Source organism: uncultured Agrobacterium sp. (assembly GCF_913777885.1).
In the GTDB taxonomy this organism is placed as follows: domain Bacteria; phylum Pseudomonadota; class Alphaproteobacteria; order Rhizobiales; family Rhizobiaceae; genus Agrobacterium.
The window spans coordinates 176,556-192,102 of the sequence record NZ_CAJYTV010000016.1; the positions used below are offsets into that span (position 1 = coordinate 176,556).

Sequence of the window (15,547 nt, forward strand, 5' to 3'; positions counted from 1 at the left end):
CGCAGCTTTGCTTCTAGAGGCAGGTCTTTACTGTCAGCGTGATCAGGCTGGCATATCGAGTTTACGGCTGAAGAACAGCGCCACGATTGTGCAAGCCGCGCCGGACAGCAGATATAGACCGACAGCGAACAGGCCGAACTTGGACGAGAAGCCAAGCGCCACCAATGGTGCAAAACCGGCGCCGATCAGCCACGAGATATCGGAGGTGAGAGATGCACCGGTGTAGCGATATTCCCGGCTGAAGCGAGACGCGAGCGCTCCGCCAGCCTGGCCGAAGGAGAGGCCAAGGAGCGAAAAGCCGATCAGCACGAAGAGGTAACGGCCGATGTCGCCGGATGCCATCAGGATAGGCGCCACGAAGCTGAAGATGCCGATCAGCGTTGCCGCGATCACCAGCAACTTGCGGCGACCGATACGGTCGGCAAGCGCGCCGGAAACGACGATCATTCCACCGCCGATGATCGCGCTGATGAACTGGACGAAGAGGAAGTCCGACAAGCGCTGCTGCGTATGCAGAACCACCCAGCTGATCGGGAAGACCGTAACGAGGTGAAAAAGAGCGAAGCTCGCAAGAGGCACGAACGCGCCGGTAATGACGACACGCGCCTGTGTACGCAGCATTTCGAACATGGGTTTCGGTTCAAGTTCATGCTGCGCCAGCATGGCTTGGAACTCAGGTGTCACGATCATACGCAGCCGTGCAAAAAGAGCCAGAACATTCAGTGCCAAGGCGACGAAGAAGGGGAAGCGCCAGCCCCAGCCAAGAAATTCCGGGTTGGACAGCTGCGTCACGAAGATGATGAAGAACGCGCTGGCAAGGCCAAAGCCCATGGCCGCACCGATTTGAGGCATCATCGCATACCAGCCACGCTGCCTTTCGGGCGCGTTCATGGCGAGAAGCGACACAAGGCCATCCCATGCGCCGCCGAGACCGAGACCCTGACCAATACGGAACACCGCCAGCAGGATCGGCGCGATGACGCCGACATCACTATAGGAGGGCAGGAAGCTGATCGCCATGGTTGAGCCGCAGAGGGTAAAGAGCGCAGCGGTCAGCTTGACGGCGCGCCCGAACTTTCGGTCGATCTGCAGGAAGATGAGCGAGCCGATGGGTCGCGCTACGAAGGCGAGCGAGAAAACCGCGAAGGAATAAAGGGTTGCCGTCAGCGGGTCCGCAAATGAAAAGAAGACGTAAGGGAAGACCAGAACGGAGGCGATTGCATAAACGAAAAAGTCGAAAAACTCCGTCATTCTCGCCAGAATGACAGCCATTGTGATACGGTCAGGGTCAACCGCGACAGGAGCCTGACCCGAAGGGGCACCAGAGCCCGGAAAAGTCGAAGCGGTGTCAGTATAGCTCATAATAATCCCTCCTAGATATTCCGAACCATGCCATAACGCAGGCGGCTCCTCATCCGTTGCGTTACATGCGGCGGATTGTCACACACTGCACTTCAAGCGTCAAACGGAATTGCCTGAAATTCCTTGCAGATCCGATGCCGTTTAGGGTATTTGTAAGGTCAATGGCGATCTTCGCATCCGGGTGTCATTGTTGCAGCGCAAAACGCCGCTGCACCGCGACAAAATTACACATTTATTAAATGACATTTGGCAACTAATTCCAGTCCATACCGAATAATCGAGTTGAAGAACGTGCGCACGATCAAGAAACTTACCGCGGCCCTTGCGGGCCTTTCGTCGTTGCTGCTGCTCAGCGGCTGTGACCTCGTCGTCATGAACCCCTCGGGCGATGTGGCCCGCCAGCAGGCAGATCTGATCATCACTGCCACGGTTCTCATGCTGTTGATCATCGTTCCGGTCATCGCTCTGACAATCTTCTTCGCCTGGAAGTATCGCGAAGCCGCCAAGGCCACCGATTACGACCCCGAGTGGCACCACTCCACACGTCTGGAAATGGTCATCTGGTCGGCACCTGTCGCCATCATTCTGATGCTTGGCACCGTCACCTGGATCGCTACCCACCGTCTAGACCCATATCGTCCGCTCGATCGCATCGATGAAACCCGTGAAGTAACACAAGAGGTCAAGCCGCTGACGGTCGAAGTCGTCGCCATGGATTGGAAGTGGCTGTTCTTCTATCCCGAACTTGGCATCGGCAGCGTCAATGAATTCGCAGCCCCTGTCGACGTTCCGATCAACTTCAAGATCACCGGCACGACAGCAATGAACTCCTTCTTCGTGCCAGCGCTTGCCGGCCAGATTTACGCCATGGGCGGCATGCAGACCAAGCTTCACGCCGTGATCAATCGCGAAGGCGTCTATGACGGCTTTTCGGCGAATTTCTCCGGTCCCGGATTCTCGCATATGCGCTTCAAGTTCCATGGCCTTAGCCAGCAGGGCTTCGATCAATGGGTGGCCAAGGTCAAGGATGGCGGCAAGCCTTTCGGTCGGATGGAATATCTGGACTTTGCCAAGCCGAGCGAACGCAACCCGGTCGAATACTTCGCCAATGTCGATCCCGAGCTTTACGACGCCATTCTCAATCGCTGCGTCGAGCCGAACAAGCTGTGCATGCGCGACATGATGCATGTCGACGCCAATGGCGGCGGCGGCAAGGAGGGCATCGATATCGCCAAGGCGTTGAACTCCGTCGTCTGCACTCCGCTTTCGCCTTACGGTGTGGCCACCGGTCCTGGCTCCCTGCCTGCCACGATCGAAGGCCAGACCTTCGAGCCGGCTGCGCTGCCGCAGGTCAAGGCACAAGCAGCCGCTGCTCCGGCCAACGCTGGCTGACATTGAAATGATTGTCTGCGGCGCGCATTCGCGCCGCCCTTAAGATTGAAGCAAGAGGCTAAAATGGTCGCCACCACCGATCAAACGTCGTTCCTGTTCGGGAAACTGACGTGGGAATCCATCCCGCTCCACGAGCCCATTCTCATTGTCACCTTTATTGGGGTGGCGATCGGCGGCGCAGCCGTCCTCGGTCTCGTCACCTATTTCCGCCTTTGGGGTTATCTCTGGAAGGAATGGTTTACATCGATCGACCATAAGAAGATCGGCATCATGTACATCATTCTGGCCCTCGTCATGCTTCTGCGCGGCTTCGCCGACGCGATCATGATGCGTGTCCAGCAGGCGATCGCCTCTGGTGGAGCGGAAGGCTACCTTCCGCCGCACCACTACGACCAGATCTTCACCGCGCACGGCGTCATCATGATCTTTTTCATGGCCATGCCGATGATCACCGGTTTGATGAACTACGTCGTGCCTCTACAGATCGGCGCGCGCGACGTGTCCTTCCCTTTCCTCAACAACTTCTCCTTCTGGATGACGACCGCAGGCGCGGTGATCACCATGATCTCGCTCTTTATCGGTGAATACGCTCAGACCGGCTGGCTGGCCTATCCGCCATTGTCTGGCATCGAGGGAAGTCCGAGCGTTGGCGTCGACTACTATATCTGGGGCCTGCAGATCGCTGGTGTGGGAACGACCTTGTCGGGTATCAACCTGATCGTCACCATCATCAAGATGCGCGCCCCTGGCATGACCATGATGCGCCTGCCGATCTTCGTCTGGACGTCGCTGTGTTCCAACATCCTGATCGTGGCATCCTTCCCGATCCTGACCGGCACGCTCGCCCTGCTAACGCTAGACCGTTATCTTGGCATGAACTTCTTCACCAATGACCTTGGTGGCAATCCGATGATGTACGTCAACCTCATCTGGATCTGGGGTCACCCTGAAGTCTACATCCTGGTTCTTCCAGCCTTCGGTATCTTCTCGGAAATCGTTGCGACCTTCTCCCAGAAGCGACTCTTCGGCTACACCTCGATGGTTTACGCGACCGCCGTTATCACCATCCTGGCCTATGTCGTGTGGCTGCACCACTTCTTCACCATGGGTTCTGGTGCCAGCGTCAACGCCTTCTTCGGCATCACGACGATGATCATCTCGATCCCGACGGGAGCGAAAATCTTCAACTGGCTCTTCACGATGTATAAGGGTCGGATCAAGTTCGACGTCCCGATGCTATGGGCGGTCGGCTTCATGATCACCTTCGTCATCGGCGGTATGACCGGCGTTCTGCTCGCCGTTCCTCCGGCTGACTTCGTACTGCACAATTCGCTGTTCCTGATCGCTCACTTCCACAACACGATCATCGGCGGCGTGGTCTTCGGTGTTCTGGCCGGTATCGTCTACTGGTTTCCAAAGGCCTTCGGCTTCCGTCTTGATCCGTTCTGGGGCAAGATGTCCTTCTGGTGCTGGTTTGTCGGCTTCTATGTTGCCTTCATGCCGCTCTACGTTCTCGGCCTGATGGGTGTGACCCGTCGTCTCAGCCAGTTCGAGGATACGTCCTTGCAAATCTGGTTCGTGATCGCTGCAATCGGCGCAGCCATCATTGCCGTCGGCATCGCTTCCTTCCTGCTGTCGATCGTCTTCGGATACCTGAAGCGCGAGCAGCTGCGCGACGTCACGGGCGACGCCTTCGATGGTCGCACGCTGGAATGGTCGACGTCTTCTCCGCCACCTGCCTATAACTTCGCCTTCACGCCGGTCGTGCATGATGTCGATGCCTGGGCAGACATGAAGAAGCGTGGCGCTGAGCGTCCTGTGGAGGGTTTCATCCCGATCCACATGCCGAAGAACACGGGCACGGGCGTCATCATCAGCGCCATCAGCGTCGCTCTTGGCTTCGGTCTGGTATGGCATATCTGGTGGCTTGCCGCTGCAAGCTTGCTCGCGATCATCGCGGTCTCGATTGCCCACACCTTCAACTACAATCGCGACTACTACATTCCGGAAACGGATGTGGCGGAAATCGAAGCAGCGCGTACCAAGCTGCTGGCAACTCAGGCGTAACTCATGTCTCAAGTACCCGCACAGACCGCCGACAGCGCGGAAAAGCCGGTCTTCTACCTGAAGGAAGACCATCATCCGGAAAACGGCACCTCGCTCGGTTTCTGGCTCTATCTGATGAGCGACTGCCTGATCTTTGCAACGCTCTTCGCAACTTATGCCGTTGTCGGTCGCAGCTATGCGGCCGGTCCTTCGGGCGCGGATCTCTTCGATCTCAAGTTGGTTGCGATCAACACCGGCTTCCTGCTCTTCTCCTCCATCACCTATGGCTTTGCCATGCTGGAAGCGCAGAAGAAGAAGGTCAATTCGACGCTGCTCTGGCTCGCCATCACTGGTGTCTTCGGTCTCTGCTTCCTCGGTCTTGAACTCTATGAGTTCCATCACCTGATCGAAGAGGGTGCCGGCCCGCATCGCTCCGCCTTTCTGTCCGCCTTCTTTGCGCTGGTCGGCACCCACGGCCTGCACGTCACCTTCGGCGTGATCTGGCTGGTCACGTTGATGGTGCAAGTCAAGAAGTTCGGCTTGCACGCGGAAAACATGCGTCGCCTGACCTGCCTTTCGATGTTCTGGCACTTCCTCGACGTCATCTGGATCGGCGTCTTTTCCTTCGTCTATCTGGTTGGAGTTCTGTGATGAGTTCGAACACACATTCACACGACCACGCGCATGGTCATGCCGATCATGGGGACGATCATCACCATGAGAGCGGCGAGGATCATGGCTCCTTCAAGAGCTACATGATCGGCTTCATACTGTCGGTTATCCTCACTGCCATTCCTTTCTGGCTGGTGATGGGAGACGTTCTGGAAAGCCGCACCGCTACTGTGATCATCATCATGGCCTTTGGCGTGGTTCAGGTCTTCGTCCACATGATCTACTTCCTGCACATGAACACCAAGTCGCAGGGCGGCTGGACCTTCATGTCGCTGCTCTTCACGCTGGTCGTCGTCATGATCGCGCTCGTCGGCTCCCTCTGGGTCATGTACAACATGAACAAGAACATGATGCCGACCATGACGATGGAGCAGATGAAGAATCTGCCGTGACGCACCGGGTTAAATAATGAAGATCCGCGCCTGAATACGGCGCGGATCATCCCTCCGAGCAGACACATAACCCCATGAATCGGAGAGCGGATTCATGGGGTTATGTGTTTGAGCATGACGCTCTTGAGGAACACACCATGCAGACCCCGATCCAAACGGAAGGCAAAATGCGCATTCGCCCCGCCGTCGTTGTCGTCGTTCTGATGACTGTCATTCTTACAGGCATGTTATTGGCGCTCGGCACCTGGCAGGTGAAGCGACTGTCTTGGAAGCTCGATCTCATTCAGCAGGTAGAAGAGCGGGCCCATGCAGAGCCCGTAGACGCGCCGCCGCAATCGCAATGGGCAACACTGACCGATCCTTCGACATATGAGTATCGTCGCGTTCGGCTGACGGGCATCTTCCGCCATCAGGATGAGGTGCAGGTCTATACGGTGTCCGATCTTGGACCGGGCTTTTGGGTCTTGACCCCTTTGCAACGCGATGACGGCTCCGTCGTGATCGTCAATCGCGGCTTTGTACCAACCGACAAGCGAGACCCGGCTACGCGTCTTGCAGGCGAATTACCAGCCCGCGTAGACGTCATTGGTCTCATGCGGGCGCCGGAAACCGGTGGGCTCTTCCTGCGCACCAATGATCCTCAGAACAATCGCTGGTACTCACGCAATATTGCCGAGATCGCCAAGGCCAAGTCGCTTGGCGATGTTGCGCCTTTCTACGTAGATGCCGATGCGACGCCAAATCCCGGCAACTTGCCGATCGGCGGCAAGACCATGCTGACCTTTCCAAACAACCATCTCTCCTATGCGATCACGTGGTACGTTCTGGCCGGAATGACCGTTGCTGCGGGCTGGTACGTGACGCGCAATCTGAATGCGCCGAAGCGTAATGAGGGGAATGACGCGGACGGTCCTTCCCAATAAAGCGTTTCACCTTTTCCTTTGTGGTGTTCTATATATCGGCGCTGCAAAGCGATAATCCTGTCGCGACTTTCATGGTGAAGCATGGCCCGCGCATTTCTGCTTGTTCTCGATTCTTTTGGCGTGGGCGGTGCGCCCGATGCCGAGCATTATGGAGATCTCGGCTCGAATACGCTCGGCCATATCGCCGAATTCTGCGCCGCAGGTGCGGCCGATAGAGCGGGGTTGAGATCGGGTCCGCTCAAGCTCCCGAACATGTCAGCGCTTGGCTTGCTTGAGATTGCGAGGCTTGCGAGCGGCACAAGTCTGGCCGGAATGCTGCCGCCAGAAAGGATTTACGGCTTGCACGGCTGCGCTAACGAAGTTTCCAAGGGTAAGGATACTCCCTCGGGGCATTGGGAGATTGCCGGAACACCAGTCCGTTTCGAGTGGGGCTACTTCCCGACCGAGGGGGAAGCCTTTTCGTCCGAACTGGTCGATGAGATTTGTGAGAAGGGCGAAGTGCCCGGTATCCTGGGTAATTGTCATGCCTCCGGCACCGACATCATTGCCCGCCTTGGTGAGGAGCATATCCGCACTGGAAAGCCCATCTGCTACACCTCGTCGGACTCGGTCTTCCAAATTGCCGCGCATGAGAGCCATTTTGGCCTTGATCGTTTGATCGCCCTTTGCGAAGTGGTTCGAAAAATTCTCGACCCCTTGAATATCGGGCGCGTTATCGCTCGCCCCTTTATCGGGGAGACATCGGCGACCTTTACGCGCACCGGCAATCGGCGGGATTTTTCCGTGCTGCCGCCTGAACCGACACTTTTGGATCGTCTGGTCGATAGGGACCGCAAGGTGCTGGCGATCGGCAAGATCGGCGATATCTACGCCCATCAGGGCGTGTCGCGTGTGATCAAGGCAAATGGCAACGAGGCCTTGATGGACGCCACGCTTGAGGCCATGGAGGAAGCTCTGAACGGCGATCTCGTTTTCACCAATTTCGTCGATTTCGACATGCATTATGGTCATCGCCGCGATGTTGCGGGCTATGCCGCGGCATTGGAGATGTTCGATGCGCGACTTCCAGAAATTCACCGCAAGATGCAGCCGGGCGACCTCGCTATCCTGACTGCCGATCATGGCTGCGATCCCACCTGGCGAGGCACCGACCATACACGCGAGCGCGTACCAATCATGGCCTTCGGACCAGGCATTCGCGAGAGAAACATCGGAATTCGCTCAAGCTATGCCGATATTGGCGAGAGTATTGCGGCACACCTCAGCATACCGTCCGGAAGGCACGGCAGGAGTTTTATGTGACCCATCATCTGTTGAAAGCTGAAATCCACTGCCATCTGGAAGGAGCGGCGCCGCCCGCTCTCGTGTTGGAACAGGCGCGCAAATACAATGTCGAGACGAGCGCGTTCCTGCGCGATGGCGCCTATGTCTGGAACGATTTTGCCGAGTTCATTCGCTGTTACGACGACGTGGCGCAGGTCTTCAGGACGGAGGAGGACTACGCAGCTCTGGCAGAGGCCTACCTGACCGAACTCGCATGCGAGAACACCATCTATAGCGAACTGATCATTTCCCCCGATCACGGAGATCGCATCGGGCTCGGCGCGGATGCCTATCTCGCTGGCATAGCCGAGGGCATGCGGCGTGCGAAGGGCAAGACCGGGATCGAAGCGCGTATCATTGTCACTGGCGAACGCCATTTCGGACCTGACAGCGTGGTTGCCGCTGCGCAATACGCCGCCAGGGTGAAGCATCCGCTGATCACCGGTTTCAACATGGCGGGTGAGGAGCGTATGGGCCGCGTCGCCGACTATGCTCGGGCCTTTGACATTGCCCGCGATGCCGGTCTCGGTCTCACCATTCATGCGGGCGAAGTCTGCGGCGCATTCAGCGTCGCCGATGCGCTGGACCTCGTGAAGCCCCAGCGTATTGGCCACGGTGTACGCGCTATCGAGGATGCGGCCCTTGTCGAGCGTCTGGTAGAACTCGGGACGGTGTTGGAAGTTTGCCCAGGCTCCAACATTGCGCTCAGCGTCTATCCCGATTTCGAAAGCCACCCGTTGAAGCGACTGCGCGATGCTGGCGTTCGAACCTGCATCAGCTCGGATGACCCACCATTCTTCGCCACATCTCTGGCACAGGAATATGAGATTGCTCGACATGCCTTCGGCTTCTCTGACGGCGAAATCAATGCGCTTACCCGCACGGCGCTGGAAGCTGCCTTCGTCGATGAGGAGACCCGAAGCCGCCTCCTGGCGCGTTTCGATGCTTCGACAGGTGCTGCTCCTCGATGGTAAGACAGTAGACACGGTGTAAACCGGAAGGACGGTCTTGCGAAAAGCCAGCATTTGTTCGAAGAGAACAGAGATAAAAGTAAAAAGGAAAGGCCAGCGTCCATGGACGGCGTAACAGTCATCGATCACCCGCTTGTGCAGCACAAACTTACCTTCATGCGCAAGAAGGAAACCTCCACGGCAGGCTTCAGGCGTCTTTTGCGCGAGATTTCCACGCTGCTGTGCTATGAAGTGACGCGCGACCTGGACCTCACGATGGAAACCATCGAGACGCCCATGGAAACTATCGAGGCACCAGTGCTGGAAGGCAAGAAACTGGTATTTGCCTCTATCCTTCGCGCAGGTAACGGACTGCTTGAAGGCATGCTGGAACTCGTGCCGTCGGCGCGTGTCTCTCACATCGGCGTCTATCGCGATCACGATACGCTGGAAGCCGTCGAATATTACTTCAAAGCACCGGAAAGCCTGGACGCACGCCTGATCATCGTCGTCGATCCTATGCTGGCCACCGGCAATTCCTCGATTGCAGCTGTCGAAAAACTGAAAGAGCGCGGTGCGAAGAACATGCGCTTCCTCTGCCTGCTTGCAGCACCGGAAGGCATCAAGAACTTCCGCGAGGCGCACCCCGATGTGCCGATCTATACCGCGGCGATCGATCGCAAGCTGAACGAGAAGGGCTATATTGTCCCGGGTCTCGGCGACGCCGGCGACCGTATGTACGGCACCAAGTGATAGAAGGCTGAAGTCTGGATAGTCGACATGCATAAAGCCCGCCATCGGAAACGATAGGCGGGCTTTTCAATGGCAGTGCCGGGATTATCGAAGGACTTGTCTCCGACGGACCAAAGACTGGCGCCTGATACAGAGTTTAAAAGGGCGCGGTCAGGATTTCCTGCCGCGCCATCTTCATCAGGCGTTGTTTTCGTTAATCAGTCGCTTCAACAGCTCAACCTCATGGCCAAGCTTGCTGTCGCCCGAAATCAACTCCTCGATCTTGCGGACAGCGTGCAGCACCGTCGTGTGATCGCGTCCGCCGAAACGGCGACCGATTTCCGGGAAGGAGCGGGGGGTGAGCATCTTTGCAAGATACATGGCCACCTGGCGTGGCTTGACGATGACTCGGGTGCGGCGGTTCGACACCAGCTCCTGACGCGACACGTTATAATGGCGAGCGACGATCCGCTGAATGTCTTCGATGCGCACGCGCTTGGCTTCGCCAGCCCCAACGAGATGCGCGAGCAACTCGTCCACACGCTCGACGGACAAGTTCGGCTCAAAGGAGCGACGGAAGATCAGCTGGTTGAACGCGCCTTCCAGCTCACGACCGCTTGCAGTGACGCTGCGGGCAACATGGGACACGATATCCTCGCCGATTTCGAAGCTCGGATCTTCCTGACGGGCAGTCTCGATACGCTGTTTCAGCATTTCGTAGCGCATATCGTAATCCGGGCCTTCAATCTCGATGGCCATGCCGCCCTGCAAACGCGAGCGGACGCGCGGATCGAGCGATTCCAGCTCCCATGGCGCGCGATCTGCAGCAACCACGACCTGCTTTGCGCTGTCGAGCAGCATGTTCAACAGATGGCAGAACTCATGCTGGATCATCTTGCCCTGCAAGAACTGCATGTCGTCGATGATCAGAAGATCGATATTGCGCAGCGTATCTTTCAGCGTCAGCGCGTCGTTGTCTCGAATAGCGGTGGCAAAGCGCCACATGAAGTATTCTGCCGTCAGATAGACGACACGCGGATTGCGTGGGCTGTCGACTGCGGCATTGGCGATGGCTTGCAGAAGATGCGTTTTTCCAAGGCCAACACCGGCATGGATGAAAAGCGGATTGAAACGCACCGCACCTGCACCGGCTTCCGCGATGGTCTTTGCGGCCGCCAGCGCAACGCGGTTCGATGAGCCTTCGACGAAGGTATCGAAGGTGAAGCGGCTATCGAGCGGCGAGCCGAAAAGCGGTCCGGAACCCGAAGAGCGCGAAGAAGACACCGATGCGGTGCTGGCCTGCGCAGGAGTGCTTGACATCTGCGGCGGCATGAATGGCTTGGCGCGCTGTGCCGAGGGCGCAACGTCCTGCATCGGCTGCGCTCTGTCGTCAGGCTGCGCGGCCCGAACCGGACGGCTGGCAGAACGGACGAGAATCTCGACTTTCAGGACGTTCGGGTCCTCTGCCTGCACCAGACTGGTCATCAGGTCGATATAGCGGTTATTGATCCAGGATTTGAGAAATGTCGTAGGGACGGTGAAGCGAACGACGCTCTTGGACACCGAATGCAGCTTCAGCCTCGCAAACCAGCTCGCATATACTTCGGGACCAACCTGCGCCTTCAATCTCGCGCTAAAACGCTCGAACAGCGCATCGTTTTTCATATCAGATGTATTCCCCGCGGCATCATTGCCAACTGCATCACAAGCGTTCTGTGTGCGGTCCCCGTTTGCCACCGCACCCATTGCCAAATTCAATTGCATTACTGCCGCCTTTCAAATTGCCAATCATAGCCTGACAGAGCTCCAAAGCCCCGCCAGGGATACCCCTCTTATTGTCCCCGTTAAGATGGCCCCTCTAAAACCATCCTGAAGCGCAAGGCTTCCACCGCGAGCCGGCTATCCCAGTGACCTCTCCCTCATGAAGAGGCATGCTACATGTCAACGCATACTCACACATCACAACTCGGACACTTGTCATCAAGCCGCACGAATACATTTCTGCAACCTGCCCAGGTTGCAGCCAAGCATATCCAGTGACTTGAAAAAACGGGTCCGAAAAGAACCCGTCCGCAAGGGGCTGACGCCTTCGAACTTTGTTTCGAGATAGCTTGTGGATAGATATCCGCGCCCCTTGTCGAGATGCATTTAGGCAGGATCGCATACCGAGATCAATGGCGTTTTTTCTGTGGCCGAGCTGATCTGCCATTGACTCGTTGGAGCCGTTTTGCATCGGCGGAGACCCTGTTTGGAGAATCGCTTATGAATCAATGAGATTCATTTTCACGCTATTTTTGAGGCCTGTTTTGGCAAAAAAATAAAAAAATGCTTGACTCGAAATTGTGACTGTCTTCCGCTGCGGCAGGACGGCGCGCCTTGAAAGACCTTCTGTAACTATTTGAAATTTATACGTTTTTTACGTCACGTGTTTGAAGCATAAATGTCATGCTAATCGTGAAAGCGTTAACGGACGGTTAGAATCGGAAAAAGCCCGGCCGACGGGCCAGGCTTTTGACTCACAATATTGTCTTAGCCAGATTAGGCCGAAAGAGCCTTAACGCGCTGAGCCAGACGAGAAACCTTGCGCGATGCAGTGTTGAAATGCATGACGCCCTTCGTGGCGGCGCGCTGGATCTCAGGCTGTGCAGCCTTGAGGGCTTCCGTCGCGACTGCGAGGTCGCCAGTTGCCAGGGCCTCTTCGACCTTGCGAATGAAACCGCGGACGCGCGAACGGCGAGCCTTGTTGACTGCGGTACGGCGAGCGATCTTGCGAGTCGCCTTTTTCGCCGAAGTTGTATTGGCCATGTATGCCTCTCTTCGAATTCAAACCAAAATCCGCAACCACAGGATAGGGTCGTTCGAAGACCTCATGTTCCAAAAGTGCGGGAGTAACTGGGACGAGCCGGATGGCGTTCCCTAACCGTGGGCGGGCATATAACCCTAAAGCCGCTGCCCGTCAACGCGTTTTGCATAAAAACACCCGAGATTCCGAATCCTTCTCAGTGAGCTGAAGTCGCAGGGAACTCGTCAGTCGTAACCGTCGCCCACCTGCGCGGACCGGCGCTATCGGTTCTGGAACAGGGGCTTTCTCTTCTCTATGAACGCGTCCATGCCTTCTTTCTGGTCTTGTGTGGCAAAAAGAGACTGAAAGAGGCGCCGCTCGAACCTCAGTCCTTCTGACAATGAAACCTCGAAGGAGCGGTTGACGCTTTCCTTTGCCATCAGCACAGATGCGCGCGAGAGCGATGATATTGTCGTGGCCGCTTCGACCGCTTCATCCAAAAGCCTGTCGGCGGGAACGATGCGCGAAACAAGGCCCGCACGCTCGGCCTCGGCTGCATCCATCTTGCGCCCGGTCAGCACCAGATCCATCGCCTTTGCCTTACCGACTGCACGCGTCAGGCGTTGCGATCCGCCCATGCCTGGAATGATGCCAAGCGTGATCTCAGGCTGGCCGAACTTTGCCGTATCGGATGCGATGATGAAGTCGCACATCATGGCAAGCTCGCATCCTCCGCCAAGGGCAAATCCCGAGACGGCGGCGATCACAGGTTTGCGGTTTGCTGCCACATCGTCCCACCCACCCAAGAAATCACCGAGATAGGCATCGACAAAATCGAGCGTGCTCATTTCCTTGATGTCAGCGCCTGCGGCAAATGCCTTTTCCGAGCCGGTGATGACGATTGCACCGATGGAGTCATCCACCGAGAAGGCTGCGAGAATATGGCGCAGCTCTTTCAAGAGCGTAGAGTTGAGCGCGTTCAACGCCTTCGGACGATTAAGCGTAACGATACCGACAGCGTCGCGCTTCTCGACAATAATGGTTTCGTAATCCATGGCTGTTGTCCTCTCCCTGACTTCCTGGCTCTATCTCTGACACGCTGCGCAATAGAAGGTGGAGCGCCCGCTCTGGGTGATCCGCTCCACCGTGCCGCCGCAACCAGGGAGGCGGCACGCATGGCCTTCCCGATCATAGACGGAAAATGAATGCTGAAAATATCCCAATGACCCATCGGTCTGAATATGATCGCGCAACGACGATCCGCCAGCGGCAATTGCATCGGCAATCACCGCACGAATGTTTTCAGTCAGGACTTCCAGCGCAGGCTTCGGTTTGCCCGTCTTCGTTACCAGCGTTCCGGCGCCACGAAGCGGCGAAAGATGGGAGCGCCACAAGGCTTCGCACACATAGATATTGCCAAGACCGGCAATGACCTTCTGATCGAGAAGAGCGCCCTTCAGCGGCTGAGACTTTCCCCGGAAGCGGCCAGCGAGATAGCCGGCGCTCAGAGCATTTCCTGTCGGCTCGGGGCCAAGTCCGGCAAAGGCTGGATAAAGGTCGATATCGGCGCGGCGCACCAGATGCATGAAGCCGAAGCGACGCGGGTCGTTATAGATGATGCGCGTCTTCTGTGCTCCAAGCGCCAGATGAAAGATAACGTGGTCGTGCTTGCCGTCCTTGGAGCGCGGGTGATGGAAATCTCCGGGTGTCTCGCCAGGTGTCTCGGGCGCATCGGCCTCGCTTTCGATGCGAAAGGAGCCGGACATGCCAAGATGCGAGACAATGGTGAGCCCGTTATCGAGTTCGATCAGCAGGTATTTCGCCCGACGCCCGAGCGACAGGATCTCGCGGCCTTCCACAAGTTCGGCAAAACCTTCCGGAAAAGGGAAACGCAAATCGGGGCGGGTGAGGAGAAGTCTTTCTATTCGGGCGCCTTCCATGACGGGCGATAGACCACGTCGAACGGTTTCCACTTCTGGCAATTCGGGCATGGCACTCTCTTAGCGTCTGTTTATCGTAGCGACCTTGTGGTCTATAGACGGCACACATACATGGCGTAGGCCATATCTATGTTGCAACAGATAGCGTTGCAGAGGCGTTTTCGCTATGTGTTGGTTTGAAGAGTTAGAGTATCCTCCGTGCGTCTTGAAGGAGGCACGGCCCTCTAGTCGCAATTGAAGAATGGAGACTGATCATGACCGAAGCCCGCACGACAGCCGAAGGCGGCATGGAAACCTCCTATGGCTTCCGTCAGGTCAATGAGGGCCAGAAGCAGGGCATGGTCAACGATGTCTTCCACAAGGTCGCCAAGCGCTACGATATCATGAACGACGTGATGTCGGCTGGCCTGCACCGGGTTTGGAAAGATGCGATGATCGGCGCGCTCTCCCCCCGCAAGGACCCGTCCTATAAGGTGCTCGATGTGGCCGGCGGCACAGGCGACATCGCTTTTCGCATCGTCGAAGCCTCCAATCGTTTGGCGCACGCTACGGTTCTCGACATCAACGGTTCCATGCTCGGCGTCGGCGAGGAGCGCGCTGCCAAGAAGGGTCTGACGGAAAGCCTGACCTTCGTGGAGGCCAATGCGGAGGAACTGCCTTTCGAAGCGAACAGTTTCGACGCCTATACGATCGCTTTCGGCATCCGCAACGTTCCGCGCATCGATATGGCGCTATCGGAAGCCTTTAGGGTTCTAAAGCGCGGCGGGCGTCTTCTTGTGCTGGAGTTTTCCGAAGTGGAGATGCCGATCCTGGACAAGGTCTACGATGCCTGGTCCTTCAACGCCATTCCGCAATTCGGCAAGATGATCACGGGCGATGCAGAGCCTTACCAGTATCTGGTGGAGTCTATCCGCAAGTTTCCAAGGCAGGATGATTTTGCCGCCATGATCCGCACCGCAGGTTTTTCTCGGGTGAGCTACACCAATTACACAGGCGGAATTGCCGCGCTGCATTCTGGCTGGAAACTCTGATC

14 protein-coding genes are annotated in these 15,547 nt (G+C 56.9%); 9 read left to right on the forward strand and 5 right to left on the reverse strand.

Annotated features, from left to right (window positions below; all coding sequences use genetic code 11):
* Positions 1-42: 42 nt before the first annotated feature.
* A complete protein-coding gene (locus tag QZ869_RS14410; protein WP_296015975.1) occupies positions 43-1,362 on the reverse strand; it encodes an MFS transporter in 1,320 nt (439 codons plus the stop codon).
* Between the two features lie 291 nt (positions 1,363-1,653).
* On the opposite strand from QZ869_RS14410, the gene cyoA reads away from it, so the two are divergent.
* The 8 genes from cyoA to upp all read left to right on the forward strand — a co-directional run bounded on the left by cyoA (position 1,654) and on the right by upp (position 9,813).
* Positions 1,654-2,754: a ubiquinol oxidase subunit II gene (cyoA, locus tag QZ869_RS14415; protein WP_296016029.1), complete on the forward strand. Its 1,101-nt coding sequence runs from the start codon at positions 1,654-1,656 to the stop codon at positions 2,752-2,754.
* Positions 2,755-2,817: 63 nt separating this feature from the next.
* Entirely contained in the window at positions 2,818-4,821 is a 2,004-nt protein-coding gene (gene cyoB / locus QZ869_RS14420) for a cytochrome o ubiquinol oxidase subunit I (protein ID WP_296040876.1), read from the forward strand.
* Positions 4,822-4,824: 3 nt separating this feature from the next.
* Positions 4,825-5,451: a cytochrome o ubiquinol oxidase subunit III gene (cyoC, locus tag QZ869_RS14425; RefSeq protein ID WP_296077748.1), complete on the forward strand. Its 627-nt coding sequence runs from the start codon at positions 4,825-4,827 to the stop codon at positions 5,449-5,451.
* Complete coding sequence (gene cyoD, locus QZ869_RS14430) at positions 5,451-5,864, forward strand: cytochrome o ubiquinol oxidase subunit IV (protein WP_296105598.1); 414 nt, start codon at positions 5,451-5,453, stop codon at positions 5,862-5,864. The genes cyoC and cyoD overlap by 1 nt, the downstream gene beginning before the upstream one ends.
* 137 nt (positions 5,865-6,001) lie before the next feature.
* Positions 6,002-6,787 (forward strand): SURF1 family protein, encoded by a 786-nt coding sequence (locus tag QZ869_RS14435; protein WP_296105599.1) that lies wholly within the window; start codon positions 6,002-6,004, stop codon positions 6,785-6,787.
* Positions 6,788-6,868: 81 nt separating this feature from the next.
* On the forward strand, positions 6,869-8,089 hold the full coding sequence (locus QZ869_RS14440; RefSeq protein ID WP_296105602.1) for a phosphopentomutase: 1,221 nt from the start codon (positions 6,869-6,871) through the stop codon (positions 8,087-8,089).
* On the forward strand, positions 8,086-9,084 hold the full coding sequence (locus QZ869_RS14445; RefSeq protein WP_296105604.1) for an adenosine deaminase: 999 nt from the start codon (positions 8,086-8,088) through the stop codon (positions 9,082-9,084). Before QZ869_RS14440 ends, QZ869_RS14445 begins: the two co-directional genes overlap by 4 nt.
* Before the next feature lie 99 nt (positions 9,085-9,183).
* Positions 9,184-9,813: a uracil phosphoribosyltransferase gene (gene upp, locus QZ869_RS14450; protein WP_062427135.1), complete on the forward strand. Its 630-nt coding sequence runs from the start codon at positions 9,184-9,186 to the stop codon at positions 9,811-9,813.
* Positions 9,814-9,990: 177 nt separating this feature from the next.
* Here upp and dnaA read toward each other — a convergent pair whose 3' ends face one another.
* The 4 genes from dnaA to mutM form a co-directional block, all read right to left on the reverse strand.
* On the reverse strand, positions 9,991-11,556 hold the full coding sequence (gene dnaA, locus QZ869_RS14455; RefSeq protein ID WP_296040849.1) for a chromosomal replication initiator protein DnaA: 1,566 nt from the start codon (positions 11,554-11,556) through the stop codon (positions 9,991-9,993).
* A gap of 774 nt (positions 11,557-12,330) precedes the next feature.
* Positions 12,331-12,597, reverse strand: a complete 267-nt coding sequence (gene rpsT / locus QZ869_RS14460) for a 30S ribosomal protein S20 (RefSeq protein ID WP_062427133.1) — start codon at positions 12,595-12,597, stop codon at positions 12,331-12,333.
* 258 nt (positions 12,598-12,855) lie between these two features.
* The gene (locus QZ869_RS14465) at positions 12,856-13,629 is read right to left on the reverse strand and encodes an enoyl-CoA hydratase (protein WP_296040844.1); all 774 of its coding nucleotides are present in this window, start codon (positions 13,627-13,629) and stop codon (positions 12,856-12,858) included.
* A gap of 30 nt (positions 13,630-13,659) precedes the next feature.
* Positions 13,660-14,565: a bifunctional DNA-formamidopyrimidine glycosylase/DNA-(apurinic or apyrimidinic site) lyase gene (mutM, locus tag QZ869_RS14470; protein WP_296077739.1), complete on the reverse strand. Its 906-nt coding sequence runs from the start codon at positions 14,563-14,565 to the stop codon at positions 13,660-13,662.
* Between the two features lie 203 nt (positions 14,566-14,768).
* On the opposite strand from mutM, the gene ubiE reads away from it, so the two are divergent.
* On the forward strand, positions 14,769-15,545 hold the full coding sequence (ubiE, locus tag QZ869_RS14475; RefSeq protein WP_296105606.1) for a bifunctional demethylmenaquinone methyltransferase/2-methoxy-6-polyprenyl-1,4-benzoquinol methylase UbiE: 777 nt from the start codon (positions 14,769-14,771) through the stop codon (positions 15,543-15,545).
* Positions 15,546-15,547: the final 2 nt, after the last annotated feature.

Bases quoted from the DNA above. Each gene is read 5' to 3' on its own strand.
- QZ869_RS14410 (WP_296015975.1), bottom strand. From the start codon at position 1,362: ATGAGCTATACTGACACCGCTTCGACTTTTCCGGGCTCTGGTGCCCCT.
- cyoB (WP_296040876.1), top strand. From the start codon at position 2,818: ATGGTCGCCACCACCGATCAAACGTCGTTCCTGTTCGGGAAACTGACG.
- cyoC (WP_296077748.1), top strand. From the start codon at position 4,825: ATGTCTCAAGTACCCGCACAGACCGCCGACAGCGCGGAAAAGCCGGTC.
- cyoD (WP_296105598.1), top strand. From the start codon at position 5,451: ATGAGTTCGAACACACATTCACACGACCACGCGCATGGTCATGCCGAT.
- QZ869_RS14435 (WP_296105599.1), top strand. From the start codon at position 6,002: ATGCAGACCCCGATCCAAACGGAAGGCAAAATGCGCATTCGCCCCGCC.
- QZ869_RS14440 (WP_296105602.1), top strand. From the start codon at position 6,869: ATGGCCCGCGCATTTCTGCTTGTTCTCGATTCTTTTGGCGTGGGCGGT.
- upp (WP_062427135.1), top strand. From the start codon at position 9,184: ATGGACGGCGTAACAGTCATCGATCACCCGCTTGTGCAGCACAAACTT.
- dnaA (WP_296040849.1), bottom strand. From the start codon at position 11,556: ATGCAATTGAATTTGGCAATGGGTGCGGTGGCAAACGGGGACCGCACA.
- rpsT (WP_062427133.1), bottom strand. From the start codon at position 12,597: ATGGCCAATACAACTTCGGCGAAAAAGGCGACTCGCAAGATCGCTCGC.
- QZ869_RS14465 (WP_296040844.1), bottom strand. From the start codon at position 13,629: ATGGATTACGAAACCATTATTGTCGAGAAGCGCGACGCTGTCGGTATC.
- mutM (WP_296077739.1), bottom strand. From the start codon at position 14,565: ATGCCCGAATTGCCAGAAGTGGAAACCGTTCGACGTGGTCTATCGCCC.
- ubiE (WP_296105606.1), top strand. From the start codon at position 14,769: ATGACCGAAGCCCGCACGACAGCCGAAGGCGGCATGGAAACCTCCTAT.